Origin of the sequence: Streptomyces rubrogriseus, assembly GCF_027947575.1 — a bacterium.
GTDB classification, from domain to species: Bacteria; Actinomycetota; Actinomycetes; order Streptomycetales; family Streptomycetaceae; genus Streptomyces; species Streptomyces rubrogriseus.
In genome coordinates, this window is record NZ_CP116256.1 from 1480799 (window position 1) to 1496397 (window position 15599).

Consider the following 15599-nt stretch of genomic DNA (forward strand, 5'->3'; position numbering starts at 1 on the left):
GCAAATTCCGGCCTACGAGCGGTAAGCCCGGCGTCAGAGCGCGCCCGGGTGCGTCTGCTCGCGCACCGACACGTACTGCTGGCGCACCGCCTGTCCCACCGCCAGCTCCTCGCCCGGCTCCAGGACCTGCGCCACCGCGCCCTGCCAGACCGGGGGAGTGCGCGGGTCCAGCGTGCCCTGGGAGACGCCCAGCGCCCAGGCCGCCTGCCGGGCCGATCCGATCGCCGCGTAGTCCGCGGGCTGCGGCACGACGACCTGCGTGCCGAACAGCGCGGGCGCCGCCGCCTGCACGGCCGGCAGCTCGGCCGCCGCACCCAGCAGGAACACCCGCCGTACGTCCACGCCCCGGCCGCGCAGCACGTCCAGGGCGTCGGCGAGACCGCACAGCATGCCCTCGAACGCGGCCCGCGCCAGGTGCTCCGGCCGCATCGACTCGCGCCTGAGGCCGGCCAGGGTCCCGGCGGTGTGCGGCAGGTTCGGCGTCCGCTCGCCCTCCAGATAGGGGAGCAGCACCAGCCCGTGCGATCCGGGCGTCGACTTCATCGCCAGCTCCGACAGGCTCTCCAGGTCCGGCACCCCGAGCAGTTCGGCGGTGCCGCGCAGCGCCCGTACGGCGTTCAGGGTGGTGACGACCGGCAGGTGCATGCCGGTGGCGTCGGCGAGGGAGGTGATCATGCCGTACTGGTCGACGAGCGCTTCCGGGTGCACGGCCATCACGGACCCGGAGGCGCCCAGCGACACCACCGCGTCGCCCAGCCCGATCCCGAGCCCGAAGGCGGCCGCCTGGGTCTCACCGGTTCCGGCGGAGATCAGCAGCCCCTCCGGCGTCGTACCGGCCGCGTCGGCCGGGCCGATCACCTCCGGCAGGATCGCCTGGTGCCCGAGCGCCAGCTCGACCAGATCGGGCCGGTAACCGCCGGTCGCAGCCGACCAGTACCCGGTGCCCGACGCCCCGCCCCGGTCGGTGGTCCGCCGGACCGGCCGCCCGAGCAGCTGCCACACCAGCCAGTCGTGCGCCTGGAGCAGTACGGCGGTCCGCGCGGCGGCCTCCGGCTCGGTCCGCGCCAGCCAGCGCAGCTTCGTCACCGGCTGCCCGGTCTGCGGCACCGAGCCCACCGCCTGCGCCCACGCCTCACGCCCGCCGAGCGCGTCGATCAGGTCGGCCGCCGCGACCTGGGAGCGCTTGTCGCCACCGACCATGGCCGGGCGCACGGTGTTGCCCTGGGCGTCCAGCGGCACGACCGAGTTGGCCTGCGCCGACACGCCGATGGCCTGCACGCCCTCGAGGAGCCCGCCGCCGGCCGCCTCCCCGAGGGACAGCAGCCAGGCCTGCGGATCGACGTCCGCGGGCCGGCCCCCGCCCTCGGGGCTCTCCAGCGGGTGCGGCGCGTAGCCCTGGCGCAGCACGGCACCCGTGTCCGAATCGCAGACGACGATACGAGTGAAATCGGGCGAACTGTCCAACCCGGCGACTATCCCCATACCCGAAATTCTGCCGCACCGGCCGGGGTCCCCGTACCGGGACCTCAGGTGTTGCTGGTGCCCCAGTCGTCGGGACCGCTGCCGTTGCTGCCGCGTTCCCGCAGCGAGCGGACCCGGTGGGCCACCGAGTCGGGCATCCGGTCGCCGACCTTGTCGCTCACCACGTGGTACGCCTTGTCGGCGAAGTGCCTGCCCTGCTGGGCGGCGGACTCCGCGGTGTTGCGCACGGCCGGGTTCTGCGCGACCTGCTGCGCGGACTTCCGCAACTGCTCGTAACGCTCCCGCCCGGCCTTCGTGCCGAGCACGTAACCCACCGCTAGTCCGACGACGAACGTGAGCCGGTATCGCATGGCGGCCACCCTTCCCTTCACTGGCTCCGGGGGTGCTGGCGAGTACCGATTGGCGGAGCACCCCCCTGCTTGCGCTAATGTATGTGTCGCAGCGAGCGCGCGCCCCCTGGCGAATACCCAGGCAGACGCGTTCGATGCGACACCGACATTCCTCGGTAGCTCAATTGGCAGAGCAGCCGGCTGTTAACCGGCAGGTTACTGGTTCGAGTCCAGTCCGGGGAGCTCGGTCCTCCGTAGCTCAATTGGCAGAGCAGCCGGCTGTTAACCGGCAGGTTACTGGTTCGAGTCCAGTCGGGGGAGCACCGTGAACGAGGACCCTCCGGGGTCCTTTTTCATGTGCCTCGAGACTGCCCTCGAGACCCGGGAACCACGCGGCACGCTGCGGAGTCCTCAAGGTCATGAAGGCAGCCGTGGAAGCCGACCATCCGAGGCAGGAGATCGTATGAGCGGCTATGCTGCGGCAGACGGCGCGCACACATGTACGCGACACGCCGCTATGGGGCGGTAGCTCAGCCGGTTAGAGCAGCGGACTCATAATCCGTCGGCCGTGGGTTCGAGTCCCACCCGCCCCACTCGTGCGCCTTGCCGCAGGAACGTTCTCACCTGTGCCGGGGTCTGAAACCCGGTCGGGGGCGAGCGCCCCCGGCGTCCCGGCGCCGTGAATCCGCCCCGTCCCTCGCGTGACACACGCCACACCGTGCCGCCTCGTAACGGGGCCGGGGCCAGGGAAGGAACCCACTGCCCGCGTGGCCCGGAGCCGCAGGGGTTCGGCGCGGGCCCGCCGTATCGTCGCTCGGGCGTCCACCGCCGCCGACACCGTCGGCGCCTGCCGTGCGGGGGTATCCGAAAGCCGCGTGCGGACCATCCGTACGGACAACGCGCACGGACAATGGGGGACTCGTATGAGAACGGTCGTGCTGGCGGTCGACGTGGTCCGCGAGAGCAGCGGCGCCCTCGCGGTGTCCTGGGAGCTGGACGGCGCGGGCCCGGTGGAACTGGCGGTCGGGCCGTCGCCCGAGGCCGTCGACCACGACCACCCGGTCGCCCGGGTCGACGGCGCCGTCCGGGCACTGCTGCCCGAGCCGGGGCCCGGACGGTGCTACGTGTCGGTCGCCCCCGTCGACGGCGGCGCCGCGGTGCTGGCCGCCGAACGCGTGGTGCCGCTGGAGGGCGCGAGCAACTTCCGGGACCTGGGCGGTTATCGCATCAGGGACGGCGGTCGCACCCGGTGGGGCATGGTCTTCCGGGCCGACGCGCCCGACCGGCTCACCGGAGCCGACCTCGCGGCGATCGGCGGGCTGGGCCTACGCACGGCGTACGACCTGCGCACCGACGGCGAGCGCGCGAAGGCGCCCTCCGTGCTCCCCCCCGTCGTCCGGCGCGTACCGTTCGCCATCGGCGGCGAGGCCTCGCGCCCCACACCGCTCGGCGAGTTGTTCCGCGGCGACCGGACGCGCGCCATCCCCGACGACTTCCTGTACCGGGTCTACCTGGACATGGTCGAACAGGACGCGGCCGTCTTCGGCCGGGTACTCACCGGGCTCGCCGAACCGGACGGCCTGCCCGCGGTGATCCACTGCACGGCGGGCAAGGACCGCACCGGCCTGGCGGCCGCGCTGCTGCTGTCGGTGCTCGGGGTGGACGACGCGACACTGCTGGACGACTACACGCTGAGCAGGCTCTACTTCAACGAACGCCGGATGGCCGGGCTGACGCCACGGCTCGCCGCGCTCGGCCTGGACGAGGAGCGCTATCACGCGGTGTTCGGCGCGCCGCGGGCCGCGATGGCGGCCACACTCGACCAACTGCGCCAACGGTACGCGTCGGTGGAGGAGTACCTCACCGGGCGGGCCGGCGTGACGCCCGGGACGATCGCCGCGCTGCGGGCACGACTGGTCGCGCCCGCAGCGGACACGCCGGGCCGGACCGCGCCGCCCGAGCTCCGAGGCGCCGGTCCGGCGGAGCCGGGTCAGACGGGGGCCGCCCAGTCGATCCGGTAGTCGTGGACCCAGTCGAGCGAGCCGTCGGGCAGCCTGCCGTGCAGCTTGGCGGCCGACGCGCGGGCACCGAGCGCGACGATGCCCTCGACGCGTTCCCTGCGCAGCTGTTCGTAACGGGCCAGTGCCCGGGGCACCGGAAGCTCCCGCAGGCACTTTGCAAGCACCACCGCGTCCTCCAGAGCCATCGACGAGCCCTGACCCGAGGTCGGCGTGGTCGCGTGCGCGGCGTCGCCGAGAAGGACCATCCGGTCCCGCCACCAGCGCGGCACCTCGGGCAGATCGTGGGTGGCCAGCGCGTACAGGTCGCTGTGGGTCGCGCGGACCAGGTCCCGCACGAATGAGGGCGCTTCGGCGAAGGCGTCCAGCAGCCGCTCGGTGAGCACGGCGCGGTCCATCGCCGCCAGCTCGGCCCGGCTCGGCTCCGCGCCCCAGGGCAGATTGGCGAACCACCACACCGCGTGCCGCGGCGAGGCCGCGTAGCCGAAGAAGCCCTTGCGGGCGCGGACGAAGTGAAGCTGTGCCGGTTCACCCGGGGTCGGCACCCCGGAGGCGAAGCCGCCGAGGTTGAGCAGCGGGACGTAGCGTGCGGACGGCGCCGCGGGATCGATGAGCGACCTGGTGCGGGAGCGGATGCCGTCGCAGCCGACGAGGAGGTCGCCCACGGCGGAGGTGCCGTCGGCGAAGTGTGCGGTCACACCGTCGGCGGTGGTGTCGGCGTCGACCAGCCTGCGGTCGTGCTCGACGCGCGCGCCGCGCGCCACCGCCGCCTCGCGCAGCAGCCGGTAGAGCGCGACGCGGCGGATCGGCACGAATCCGGAGGGTCCGGCCGCCCCCGTGAGCGAACGACGCAGCGCCGTCTCCTTGAGCCCCAGGGCGTCGAGCGCCGAGAGGCCGTTCGGGGCGATCATCACCCACAGCCCGACGTCCTTGTCCTCGCGCGGGCGGGCCTCGTGGACGGTGACGTCCACACCGATCTTGCGCAGCGCGACGGCGGTGGCCGGGCCGGCCACCCCGCCGCCGGCGATCAGGACGTGCATGTCGGCTGGTTCCTCTCTCGTCCGCCGGCGCGGGCATGGGCGATCCGGCCGCCGAACAGATCGGGCAGCGAAGGGTCGAGCGCGTAGCGTGCCAGGCAGTCCCGCCATCCGATGTCGGCGACGCGGTCGAACCCGGCGCCGGTCAGGTCGGCGGCGATCTCGGCCGGGGTGAAGAACGACCGCCACGGCTCGCCCGTCCGGGCCATGGCCTCGGCCTGCGCCACCAGCGCCGGCCTGCGGTCCGGCGGCAGCGCGTCGGGCGGCTGGTTGTAGTCGAGGACCAGCTCCGCCGCGGCGGGGAGCCCCGCCACGAAACGGGCGGTGGTCAGCAATGCATCCCTGGTCAGGTAGGGGGCCACCCCCAGCAGCAGGAAGAACGCCGGCGCGTCCCGGTCGAAACCGGCCGCGGCGAGAGCGGCCTCCGCGGTCTGCTCGGCCAGGTCGACCGGGCAGAACACCGCCGTGTCCGGCACCTCGATGCCGGCCGCGGCCAGGCGTTCGCGCTTCCACGCCTGGGTGGCCGGGTGATCGACCTCGAACACCCGCAGCCCGGGGTCGCGGTTGCGGCAGGCGAAGGTGTCCAGGCCCGCCCCGAGGACGACCACCTGCCGGGTGCGCGGGGCGGCCCGCAGCGCGTCCTCGGCCACCCGCTGGCGCAGCGCCATGAACAGCCGGACCTCGGCGGGCATGCCGGCGGCGGCGCCCGGCGCGGGAGGGCCGCCGGACCCCTCGACGATGCGCGTCGCCAAGGGGTCGGCGAACACGCGGGGCGAGTCCTCCGTCTGGTGCACGGCACGCGCGCGCGCCGAACTGAGCGCGGTACGGCTGGGCCGGCCCGTCAGCATCACCGATCGCCTCCTGTCGTCACCAGCCGCAGCCGCCGGGCATGCGTGATCAGCTCCGCGCGTCTGCTGACCCCGAGCTTGACCTTGATCGACGCCCGCTGCGCCTCGATGGTGCGCACGGACAGGCCGAGCTCGTCGGCTATCTGCCGATGAGTCAGGCCGTCCGCGATCAGTCCGAGCACCTCGCGCTCCCGGCCGCTCAGCGGGCTGTCGGGGTCGGTGCGGTGGTCGAACAGGGCGGCGCCGAGGGCCGGATGCAGGTACCGGCCGCCCCCGACGAGGGTGTCGACCGCGGCGACGAGTTCCTCGGCGGCGGCGTCCTTGGGCAGGAACCCGTGCGCACCCGCGGCGAGTGACCGCCGGGCCGAAGCCGGGTCGTTGTGCATGGTCAGGATCAGTACCCGGGTGTTCGGCGACACCGCCCGCACGGTGGGCAGGATCCCGAGACTGAGGGTGCCGAGGAAGCTCAGGTCGAGCAGCAGCACGGTGGGCCGGTGCCGCTTCACCTGGTCGACGGTGCCGGCCAGGTCGGCCGCCTCGCCCACGATCAGGTGGCGGTCGTCGTCGAGCAGGGTGCGGATGCCGCACCGCACGACGGGGTGGTCGTCGCAGATCAAGACGGTCGGCGGACGGCTGGCGTCCCGTGCGGTCATGGGTGGACCTTCCCCTTGGATACCGGTTGTCTGGGCAGCACCAAGGTGACGAACGTGCCCGTGCGACGGGACCGGACGTCCAGGGAACCGCCCGCCTCCCTCGCCTGGGCGGACATGGCGGTCAGCCCGAAGCGGGAGCGGGCGGCGTCCGGCGCGAAGCCCCCGCCGTCGTCGTGCACCGCGCAGACCAGCCGGTCCCCGCGTGCGGTGACGGTCACCCAGGCGTGTGTGGCGCCACTGTGCTTGGCGGTGTTGTGCAACGCCTCGCGGACGATCCGATAGGCGGTCAGGTCGTTCCCCGACCACCGGCCGGGCGGTGCGGTGCGGCTGTCGACGCGGATGCGGATGCCCGTGACCGACCGCAGGTGCTCGGCGGTGGCGGTCAGCGCGCTGGGCAGGTCGGGTTGCGGTGGTGCGGACGCGGCCGAGCCGCTGATCAGGCCGCGCAGGCCGGCGATCTCGTGGTCCAGCAGGAGCCTGAGTTCCGCGCCCAGCTCGCGGGGCAGCGGACCGTCCTGGGCGAGCGCCCGGTCCAGTCGGATGCGCGCGATCGCCAGGGACTGAAGTACGCCGTCGTGCAGTTGTTGGGCCAGCGGGGGCGGCACCGCGCTCATCGCGTCTCCGGGGAACGGGCCGTGAAGAGGCAGACCGCACCTACGCGTGCGGTCTCGACGTCGGTGAACCGGGCGCGCAACTGCTCGTCCAGGGCCGCCGTCCCGTCGCCGAGGTTGTTGAAGACCCCGCTGCGGTTGAGCTTGGCCAGCAGCTTGCCGGAGCGCCGCGTGTGGTGGGGGCCCTCGCCCAGCACCGTGCTGCCGAACACCCGGGCACCGGGCCGCAGGAACGGCGCCACGTGGTCGAAGACGACCGACTTCTCCGCCATGGTCCCGGGCAGACAGTGCAGCAGGAAGTTCAGGCCGACCGAGTCGAACCGCGCCGGGCCCGCGGCCAGGGGCCGGAACGCGTCACCGACCAAGGTCTCGGGGCGATACCGCCTGATCCGGTGCGCGGCGGTGGCCAGCGCCACCTCGTTGAGGTCGAGCAGCGTGATCGAGGGAGTCCGAACCGGGAACCGGCAGCGGTCCAGGAACCAGCCGGTGCCCGGACCGATGTCCAGGTGCGACGCGCCGACCTGCCGGTCGTAGTGGGCCAGCATGCGGCCCGGCGGGCAACGCCACATGAGGCGGCTCATCAGGCCGAGCACGAACAGGTCGTAGGCGGCGAGCATCGGGCGGCGGTAGAAGGCGGCGGCGGTCTGAACACGGGCTTCGGTCGACTCGGGAAGCCCGGTTCGCGCGTGGTTCGGCTCCATGTCCCTCGTTTCGGTCTCAGTCATGGGTCGCGGTGACGAACTGGCCACCGGTCAGCCGGCCGTCGGGCCGTCCGTAGCGGGGTCCCAGCTCGGCGCGTTCGGTGATCCGGAGGGTCCAGCCGTGGCCGGCCACCCAGTCCCGGCCGCCGGGGCCGAGGCCGCCGCGGACCAGGGCGCTGATCCGGGCCGCGCCGGGGGTGGCGGCGGCCTTCGGGTCCGGCCCCGGCTTGTCGGAGTGCTCGAAGACCAGCCTGCTGCCGGGCGCGGACAGCCGGCCGATCTCGCCGATCACCCGCCGGGCCTGCTCGGCGCTCAGATAGGGCAGCACTCCCTCGGCCACCCACGCGGTCGGCCGGTGCGCGGCGAAGGCGGTCTCCCCGAGCCGCGTGGCGAAGTCCTCGCGCAGGTCGGTGGGGACGGCGGTGCGCGAACGGGCGGTCACCGGGGCACCGGCGTCGGTGAGCACCCGGTCCTTGAAGGCGAACACCGACGGCGTGTCCACCTCGTACACGTCGGCGTCCGGCAGCGGCAGCCGGAAGGCGCGCGCGTCGAGGCCCGCGCCGAGCAGCACCACCTGGGTACAGCCGCCTGCCGCGGCGTCCCGCACGAAGTCGTCGATGAACCGGGTGCGCACCACCCCTCTGCTGTAGAACAGGTCGACCCAGGAGACCAGCGACGACCACTCGTCGGCGTCGAGCGTCGCCCTGGCCGCGTCCACGAACGACTGGGCGTACGGGTCGTGGAACATACGGTCCGAGCGGTCGGACTCCATGGCCCGGGCCATGGCCACCGCGACCGCGGTGACCCCGGCGCCGGCCGGCGTCCTCGCCGGTGCTGCTGATGCGTCCATTCGCATCTCCTCACACCCGTGGAAAACAATTGAAGTAAGTGAAGCATCGCGCCCGAAAAGGCGTCAATCTATTCCCCAGGCAGGTGTTAAGTCATTCCCGAGGATAGGTCGGCCTCATTCTCGAGAACGAACCGATTTGGTTCTCCTGGCTGAAGATTGTCCGCGAGATTTCCACGTAGTCTGAGAAGCGGGTTCGCTACCTAAATGTGAGGGGAATGGGCGTGTCGGTATTCACAATTGACCAACTGATGGAAATCCTGGTCGTCAAGGCAGGGCTCCCCCGGTCCGCGGTCACCGCCGATCCCGGAGCCACGATGAGTGACGTGGACCTGGACTCGCTGGCGTATCTGCAGCTCAGGGTGGAGATCGAGGACCGCCACGGGATCGAGATCGGCGAGGAGTACGCGAAGGCGACCTTCGGCGAGCTGGTGAGGCTGGTCAACGAGGGACTGAGCGAGCACGCGCGATGAGCGACGAGCGACGCGTAGCGGTCACCGGGATCGGTGTGGTCGCGCCCGGTGGCCCCACGCGCAAGGCGTTCTGGCAGCTGATCACCGACGGGCGCACCGCGACCCGGCGCATCTCCCTGTTCGACCCGGCGCGGTTCCGCTCCCAGCTCGCCGCCGAGGTCGACTTCGACCCGGTCGCCATGGGCCTGACCCCGCAGGAGGTGTTCCGCACCGACCGGTCCGTCCAGTTCGCGCTGGTCGCCGCCGACGAGGCGATGGCCGACGCCGGCCTGACGCCGGGCGGCGGGTTCGACCCGGAACGCACGGCGGTGTGCCTGGGCAGCGCGGTCGGCGCGAGCACCCGCCTGGAGGACGAGTACGTGGTGGCCAGCGACGGCGGTGCCAAGTGGTTGGTCGACCCGGAGTACACCACCGGCTTCCTCTACGAGGCGTGGGTGCCGAGCAGCCTGGCGGCCGAGGTCGCCTGCCGCTACGGCGCGCACGGGCCGGCCTCGGTGGTCTCCACCGGCTGCACGTCCGGCATCGACGCGCTCGGGCAGGCGTACCAGCTCATCCAGGACGACCTGGCCGACCTCGTGATCGCCGGGGCGAGCGACGCTCCCATCACACCGATCTCGATGGCCTGCTTCGACGCCATCGGCGCCACCAGCGCGCGCAACGACGATCCCGAGCACGCTTCCCGGCCCTTCGACGCGACGCGCGACGGGTTCGTGATGGGCGAGGGGTCGGCGGTGCTGATCCTGGAGGAGTACGAGCACGCACGGCGGCGCGGGGCACACGTCTACGCCGAGATCCGCGGCTACGCCAACCGGTGCAACGCCTTCCACATGACCGGACTGCGCCCGGACGGCGCCGAGATGGCCGCCGCGATCGGCAGCGCGCTCGACCAGGCACGGCTGGACCCCACCGACCTGGACTACGTGAACGCGCACGGCTCGGGCACCAAGCAGAACGACCGGCACGAGACCGCCGCCTTCAAGGAGAGTCTCGGCGCCCACGCCTACCAGGTGCCGGTCAGCTCGATCAAGTCCATGGTCGGGCACTCGCTCGGCGCGATCGGCTCGATCGAGGTGGCCGCGACCGCGTTGGCCATCGAGCACCACGTGGTGCCGCCCACGGCCAACTACTCCAGTCCCGACCCGCTGTGCGACCTGGACTACGTGCCCCACACCGCACGCAACCAGCGGGTCGACACCGCGCTCTCGGTCGGCAGCGGCTTCGGCGGGTTCCAGTCGGCGATCGTGCTGGCTCGGGTGAGCTGATGGCCGCCGTGATCACCGGAATCGGAGTCGTCGCCCCGACCGGCGTCGGAGCGGCCGAGCACTGGCGCGCCACCCTGGCCGGCGAGCTGGCGGTGCGACCGATCGAGGCGTTCGACGCCGGCCGCTACGCCACCGGGCTGGCGGGCCAGGTCACCGGTTTCGACGTGACCGAACACGTGCCGGACCGGCTGGCCGTCCAGACCGACCGGTGGACCTGGCTGGCGTTCGCCGCCACCGCCATGGCCCTCGCCGACGCCGACTACGACCCCGCCGCCCACGACCCGTACGCCACGTCGGTGATTCTCGGCAGCGGCTCGGGCGGCAACGAGTTCGGTCAGCGTGAGATCCAGGCGCTGTGGAGCCGGGGGCGCAAAGCGGTCGGCGCGTACCAGTCCATCGCCTGGTTCTACGCCGCCAGTACCGGGCAACTGTCCATCCACCACGGCACCAAGGGGCCCAGCGGGGTGCTGGTCTCGGACGCGGCCGCGGGCATCGACAGCCTCGGCTGGGCCGACCGGGCGATCAGACGCGGCAGCGCGGCCGTCCTGGCCGGGGGCACGGAGGCCCCGATCTCGCCGTACGCGCTGACCATCCAGACGAGGAGCGGCCGGCTGTCCACGGCGACCGACCCGAGAGCCGGCTACAAGCCGTTCGACCGGGCGGCCAACGGCCACCTGCCCGGCGAGGGCGGTGCGGTGCTGGTACTGGAGGACGAGGCCGCGGCGCGGGCCCGGTCCGCCCCGCCCGGCTACGGCATGCTCGCCGGGTACGCGGCCACCCAGGACGCCCACGGCTTCCGGGCCGCCGCGCCGGACGGACGGCAGTACTCCCGGGCGATCGAGCTGGCCCTGGGACGAGCCCGGGTGCGGCCGGACCAGGTCGACATGGTGCTGGCCGACGGGGCGGGCCTGCCGGAGGACGACGCGGCCGAGGCGCGGGCCCTGCGCTCGGTCTTCGGGCCGCACGCGGTGCCGGTCACCGCGCCACAGGGGCTGGTCGGGCGCCTGCTGTCCGGCGGCTCGGCGCTCAACGTGGCCACGGCGCTGCTCGCCATGAGGGACGGTGTCATCCCGGCGGTGGGCAACCTGGACGACCCCGACCCGGCCCACGGCCTCGACCTGGTGCGGCGGCCACGGGAACGCAGACTGGATACGGTGCTGGTCACGGCCCGCGGCCGGGGCGGTTTCAACAGCGCGCTGGTACTGCGTGCCTGTGACACGCGCCGGGCACCGCGCTCGACGGGAGCACTGGCTCGCGGGCAGTGAGCCCCGCCCCCCGAACACGCTTCGCCCTGTAATCCCCCAGCAGGGCGAAGCGTCTTTTTATGCGTCGCCCGGAAAAGATAGGGGGGTGTGGCGCGTGAATCTCTGGGGTTGGTTGTAGGGGTGGGGACGCCGATAGTTTCCAAAGCGGTCGAACGCCGTGGGAGTTTCTCGGGAAAGGACGGGGAAAAGCGGTGGAACGACATGCGTGTGTGCGGTGACACCCCCGTACGGGGTGCTCGATCCGTGAGTCCGTGGTGGCCGGCCGACGGCGGCGGCGGGCTGACACGCAGGAGCCCCGCAGCGGGATGGAGACAGGCTCGTGCCGGTACGTGGCGCACGTCGCCGCCAACCACAAGGGAGCGCGTAGATGCCAGTGATGTCGCCGTATCGCAAACGAGTCGATTGCGTGCAATGTTCTCTTTCCGGCCGGTCTCCGGGCGACATTGGTACCGAGGCCGAGAACGTGCTGCCGGTCGGAGTCTGCAGCAATTCCAGTGTATACCGCGCAGGAATGACGACAGTGCTGCGGGAAGCGCCGGGAATAGACGTGGTGGCGGAATTCGAGACTGCGGGTTACAGTCCCCGGCTGCTGCGGGGGCAGCGGCTGCGTGTGCTGCTGATGGACCTGGACGGCTTCGACATCGAGGACCTGCTGGCCGGCCAGGTGGTGAACCGGACGGCGGAGCAGGCGGTGAAGGTGCTCGCGCTCTCCGCCAGCCTGGACCCGGACACCGCGATCAAGGTGCTCCGGGGAGGCGCCGAGGGCTTCCTGCACAAGGACACGCCGGTGCAGGGGCTGGTGGACGCCATCCGCGCGGTCGACCGGGGCGGGGCGGCACTGGACCCCCAGGTGGCGGGCGAACTGATCACCGCGCTGCGCTACAGCGGCCCCACGGAGGCCGAGGCCGTACCGGGCCGCGGCGTGAAGCTCACCCCACGGCAGCGGCAGATTCTCGGACTGATCGGTTACGGGCTGACCAACGTGGAGATCGCCGACCAACTCCAGCTCGGCAGGCCCACGGTGAAGTCGCACATCTCCTCGCTGCTGCGCGCGCTCGACCTGCGCGACAGGACGCAGCTCGCCGTGTACGCCTGCACGCACGGATTCCGCGCCCATGCCGCACTGCCCGTGAGTTGACGGGCCGGCCCGCCGCTCGCCGTTGCCGACGTGCCGCGGTCGACTGCGGATTTCCCGCTGTTTTTTGCGGCGTATTCCCGATGTGGACCTCGAAGATCATCGGAGATGATCCTCTCATGAGCAAACCACAGGTGAACCGAATTCACGCCGATGACATAGAACCCTATCGGGCGCGTGGCGGTCGGCTCCGTATGGTGCTCCATCCCGGTTCGGTGGGAAGCCGGTCCGGTTACATGGGCACCGTTCAGCTCCAGCCCGGTGAATACGTGGTGGAGCATTTTCACCCGTATTCCGAGGAATTTCTTTTCGTCGTCAACGGTGACCTGGTGCTCGAGGTCGAGGGTGAGAACTGGGCACTGGGAGCCGGCGACGGGATCTACGTGCCCATCGGCAAGCGGCACCGGCTGCGCAACGTGGGCGCGACCGAGTCGCTGATCGTGTACCACGTCGGGCCGCTGGCACCGGACCCGTCGCTGGCGCACGTGGACACCGAGGTCCTCGGCGAACCGGCCGAACGCACCGATCCCGCGGCGGGCACCGCCCGGATCCTCTTCATGGTGAAGGTGGCCGAGGAGAAACGGGAGGACTTCCTGGCCGCCTACGAGAAGGTCCGGTTCAACGTCGCGGCGGCCTTGGGGCACATCCGCGACCAGATCTGCCAATCGCCCGACGACCCGGAGAAGTGGCTGATCGTCAGCGAATGGAAGTCGACCGAGGACTTCTTCGCCTGGGAGAAGTCCGACGAGCACAAAGAAGTGGTGCGACCGATGCGGGAGTGCTACTCCGACCCGGAGTTCCGCAACTTCACCGTGGTGGCCGAGACGACGGCGGCACGGTCATGAGCACCATCTCCGCGCAGCGGCCCCTGATGACCTACATCAACGTCTTCCACTGCAAGCCGGAGAAGCAGCAGGCGCTGTCCGCCGCGATCCGCAAGGAGACGGACGAGGTCGTCCGGCACATGCCCGGTTTCGTCTCGGCCAACGTGCACTGCAGCACCGACGGCAGCCGGGTGACCAACTACGCCCAGTGGAGCGAGCTCTCGGCGTTCCAGAAGCACATACGCAGCGAAGAGGGGCGCGCGCTGATCCTCGAACTGCACAAGTACGCCGACGACGTGGACGTGCACGTGTACCAGGTCGACTGGATCGTCTCCGGTGAAGACGAAGGCGACCTTGAAGGCGGAGACGACGGCGAAGGAGAGCGACGATGAAGTCCGCCAGGGAACTCTGGGAAGCCGTGTACGAGAGGGTCGACGCGGGCGACCCGGGCGCGGTGGCCGACCTGTGCGACGCCGAGCTGGAGATCCGCACCGCCAGCCAGGGCAAGACCGGCGCACAGCGGCTCGGCGACATGTTCGTGCAGCAGCACGGCCTCTACCAGGAACTGGAACGCAGGATCGACGGATTCATCGAGTCCGCCGACGGCTCCGCCCTCTCGGTCGAGTTGACCCTGTCCGGCATACCCAAGGGCACCGGCCGGCGCCTGACCTGGAACGTCGTGGAGACCGTCCGGGCCGACGCCGGTCGCATCGTGTCCTGGCACGCCATGCTGGACCGCACCGGCCTGGTCCAGCAGATCCGCGCGCTGCACGGATGAACGCCGTGCCGGCCGGGACGGCCACGCGCCGGGAGGCCGAAGTCGCCGACGACGTCGTCGTGGTGGTCAACGGCGACGGCGGCGCCGGCCTGTCGAACAGCGTGCTGCTGCTCGGGAACCCCACCACGGTGATCGACACGATGCTGCTGCCGGACATGGCGGCCGACATCGTGACCGCCCTGACCCGCCGGGGACGCGCCGCCGAACTGGTCGTCAACACGCACATCCACACCGACCACATCGGCGGAAACCGCCTTTTCGACGGCGTACCCGTCGTCGCCCACCCCCGCACCGCGAGCGGGATGCGCAGGATGATCGGCGAACCCGGCCTGCCCGCGCTGCTCGCCAAGGTGATGCCGGACTTCGCCGAGCGGCTGGCGGACTGGGACAGCGTGCCCGCCGATCCACTGCCGCCCGTCGACATCGAACGGGCCCTGCCCGCCGGGACCCGCGTGCTCGAGTTCACCGACGCCCACTCGGCGGCGGACCTCGCCCTCTGGCTGCCCGCCTCGCGGGTGCTGGTCGCCGGGGACCTGTGCTTCGCCGGGGTCACACCGCTGGCCGTGCACGGTCGGGTCAGCCGGTGGCGTGCGGCACTGGACCGGCTGATCGCGCTCGGCCCCGACGTCGTCGTGCCCGGACACGGCAGTCCGGCCGGGATCGGGGCACTGCGGGAACTCGCCGACTACTTCGACCGGGTGCTCGCCGCCGCCCACCTGGCGCACACCGAACAGCTCACCGCACAAGCGGTGTGGGCCCGCTTCGACGCGGGACCGGCGGCGGGCTGGCTCGAGCCCGGCCGAACGCTCGTGAACATCCAGGTAGCTCTTGCCGAGATAGCCGGCAAGCCATTCGAAGGAGAACACCGTGTCCAACAAGATCAAGATCCGTCGCATTCTCGATGAGGGCTTCTCCCAGGGCAACGTCGACGTCCTCGACGAGCTGATGACCGAGGACTTCGTCAACCACAACGCGGCGCCCGGGATGGCGCCCGGCCGCGACGGCGTCAAGGCGGTGATCAAGGCCGAGCGGCAGGGCTTCCCGGACCTGAAGGTCGAGGTCATCCGCGACTTCGAGGACGGCGAGTACGTCATCCAGCACGTCCGGCTGACCGGCACGCACCAGGGCACGGTGTTCGGCGCGGAGCCCACCGGCCGCACCATCAGCTGGAACGAGATCCACATCGCGCGGGTCCGCGACGGCCGGGTGAGCGACCACTGGGCCTGCAACGACCTGCACGTCCTGCTGATGCAGCTGGGCAAGATGACGCCGCCCGACACGTCCGCGTTCCGCCAGGCGGTCGTCGGTTCCTGACCGGCCCAGCGTCGTCATACGG

At 71.7% G+C, this 15599-nt stretch carries 18 protein-coding genes and 3 tRNA genes; 13 read left to right on the top strand and 8 right to left on the bottom strand.

Going from position 1 to position 15599, the window contains the following annotated elements:
* Positions 1-33: 33 nt before the first annotated feature.
* Positions 34-1482 (bottom strand): xylulokinase, encoded by a 1449-nt coding sequence (locus Sru02f_RS06430; RefSeq protein ID WP_109033044.1) that lies wholly within the window; start codon positions 1480-1482, stop codon positions 34-36.
* A 44-nt stretch (positions 1483-1526) separates the two neighbouring features.
* The gene (locus tag Sru02f_RS06435) at positions 1527-1832 is read right to left on the bottom strand and encodes a YtxH domain-containing protein (RefSeq protein ID WP_016326153.1); all 306 of its coding nucleotides are present in this window, start codon (positions 1830-1832) and stop codon (positions 1527-1529) included.
* Between the two features lie 149 nt (positions 1833-1981).
* Here Sru02f_RS06435 and Sru02f_RS06440 point away from each other — a divergent pair.
* The 4 genes from Sru02f_RS06440 (at position 1982) to Sru02f_RS06455 (ending at position 3832) form a co-directional block, all read left to right on the top strand.
* A tRNA-Asn gene (locus Sru02f_RS06440) sits at positions 1982-2054 on the top strand.
* A gap of 5 nt (positions 2055-2059) precedes the next feature.
* Positions 2060-2132 (top strand) — tRNA-Asn (locus Sru02f_RS06445).
* Positions 2133-2330: 198 nt separating this feature from the next.
* Positions 2331-2404, top strand: a tRNA-Ile gene (locus Sru02f_RS06450).
* 330 nt (positions 2405-2734) lie between these two features.
* The gene (locus tag Sru02f_RS06455; RefSeq protein ID WP_109033045.1) at positions 2735-3832 is read left to right on the top strand and encodes a tyrosine-protein phosphatase; all 1098 of its coding nucleotides are present in this window, start codon (positions 2735-2737) and stop codon (positions 3830-3832) included.
* Here the strand turns inward: Sru02f_RS06455 and Sru02f_RS06460 are convergent.
* From Sru02f_RS06460 to Sru02f_RS06485, 6 genes are read right to left on the bottom strand one after another with little or no spacing between them, the layout of a single operon-like run.
* A complete protein-coding gene (locus Sru02f_RS06460; protein ID WP_159107552.1) occupies positions 3802-4869 on the bottom strand; it encodes an FAD-dependent oxidoreductase in 1068 nt (355 codons plus the stop codon). The two genes, Sru02f_RS06455 and Sru02f_RS06460, sit on opposite strands and share 31 nt — an antisense overlap.
* Positions 4857-5714, bottom strand: coding sequence for a class I SAM-dependent methyltransferase (locus tag Sru02f_RS06465; RefSeq protein ID WP_109033047.1), 858 nt, complete (start codon positions 5712-5714; stop codon positions 4857-4859). Before Sru02f_RS06465 ends, Sru02f_RS06460 begins: the two co-directional genes overlap by 13 nt.
* The gene (locus tag Sru02f_RS06470) at positions 5714-6367 is read right to left on the bottom strand and encodes a response regulator (protein ID WP_109033048.1); all 654 of its coding nucleotides are present in this window, start codon (positions 6365-6367) and stop codon (positions 5714-5716) included. Before Sru02f_RS06470 ends, Sru02f_RS06465 begins: the two co-directional genes overlap by 1 nt.
* Positions 6364-6981, bottom strand: a complete 618-nt coding sequence (locus Sru02f_RS06475) for a sensor histidine kinase (protein ID WP_109033049.1) — start codon at positions 6979-6981, stop codon at positions 6364-6366. Before Sru02f_RS06475 ends, Sru02f_RS06470 begins: the two co-directional genes overlap by 4 nt.
* Positions 6978-7703, bottom strand: a complete 726-nt coding sequence (locus Sru02f_RS06480) for a class I SAM-dependent methyltransferase (protein ID WP_244941892.1) — start codon at positions 7701-7703, stop codon at positions 6978-6980. Before Sru02f_RS06480 ends, Sru02f_RS06475 begins: the two co-directional genes overlap by 4 nt.
* Positions 7696-8529: an SAM-dependent methyltransferase gene (locus Sru02f_RS06485; protein WP_109033051.1), complete on the bottom strand. Its 834-nt coding sequence runs from the start codon at positions 8527-8529 to the stop codon at positions 7696-7698. The genes Sru02f_RS06480 and Sru02f_RS06485 overlap by 8 nt, the downstream gene beginning before the upstream one ends.
* Positions 8530-8777: 248 nt before the next feature.
* Here Sru02f_RS06485 and Sru02f_RS06490 point away from each other — a divergent pair, with 248 nt between their 5' ends.
* The 9 genes from Sru02f_RS06490 (at position 8778) to Sru02f_RS06530 (ending at position 15577) form a co-directional block, all read left to right on the top strand.
* Entirely contained in the window at positions 8778-8999 is a 222-nt protein-coding gene (locus tag Sru02f_RS06490) for a phosphopantetheine-binding protein (RefSeq protein ID WP_109033052.1), read from the top strand.
* Positions 8996-10261: a beta-ketoacyl-[acyl-carrier-protein] synthase family protein gene (locus Sru02f_RS06495; protein WP_109033053.1), complete on the top strand. Its 1266-nt coding sequence runs from the start codon at positions 8996-8998 to the stop codon at positions 10259-10261. Before Sru02f_RS06490 ends, Sru02f_RS06495 begins: the two co-directional genes overlap by 4 nt.
* A complete protein-coding gene (locus Sru02f_RS06500; RefSeq protein ID WP_109033054.1) occupies positions 10261-11526 on the top strand; it encodes a beta-ketoacyl synthase N-terminal-like domain-containing protein in 1266 nt (421 codons plus the stop codon). Before Sru02f_RS06495 ends, Sru02f_RS06500 begins: the two co-directional genes overlap by 1 nt.
* 511 nt (positions 11527-12037) lie before the next feature.
* Positions 12038-12664, top strand: coding sequence for a LuxR C-terminal-related transcriptional regulator (locus Sru02f_RS06505; protein WP_159107553.1), 627 nt, complete (start codon positions 12038-12040; stop codon positions 12662-12664).
* Positions 12665-12780: 116 nt separating this feature from the next.
* On the top strand, positions 12781-13506 hold the full coding sequence (locus tag Sru02f_RS06510; RefSeq protein WP_109033056.1) for a cupin domain-containing protein: 726 nt from the start codon (positions 12781-12783) through the stop codon (positions 13504-13506).
* Positions 13503-13877, top strand: a complete 375-nt coding sequence (locus Sru02f_RS06515; protein ID WP_109033057.1) for an antibiotic biosynthesis monooxygenase family protein — start codon at positions 13503-13505, stop codon at positions 13875-13877. The genes Sru02f_RS06510 and Sru02f_RS06515 overlap by 4 nt, the downstream gene beginning before the upstream one ends.
* A complete protein-coding gene (locus Sru02f_RS06520) occupies positions 13874-14263 on the top strand; it encodes a nuclear transport factor 2 family protein (protein ID WP_109033058.1) in 390 nt (129 codons plus the stop codon). The genes Sru02f_RS06515 and Sru02f_RS06520 overlap by 4 nt, the downstream gene beginning before the upstream one ends.
* Positions 14260-15168 carry an MBL fold metallo-hydrolase gene (locus Sru02f_RS06525; RefSeq protein WP_109033059.1) on the top strand — a complete coding sequence of 303 codons (909 nt, stop codon included), beginning with the start codon at positions 14260-14262 and terminating at the stop codon, positions 15166-15168. Before Sru02f_RS06520 ends, Sru02f_RS06525 begins: the two co-directional genes overlap by 4 nt.
* The gene (locus Sru02f_RS06530; protein ID WP_109033060.1) at positions 15131-15577 is read left to right on the top strand and encodes an ester cyclase; all 447 of its coding nucleotides are present in this window, start codon (positions 15131-15133) and stop codon (positions 15575-15577) included. Before Sru02f_RS06525 ends, Sru02f_RS06530 begins: the two co-directional genes overlap by 38 nt.
* The last annotated feature ends 22 nt before the right edge of the window (positions 15578-15599 follow it).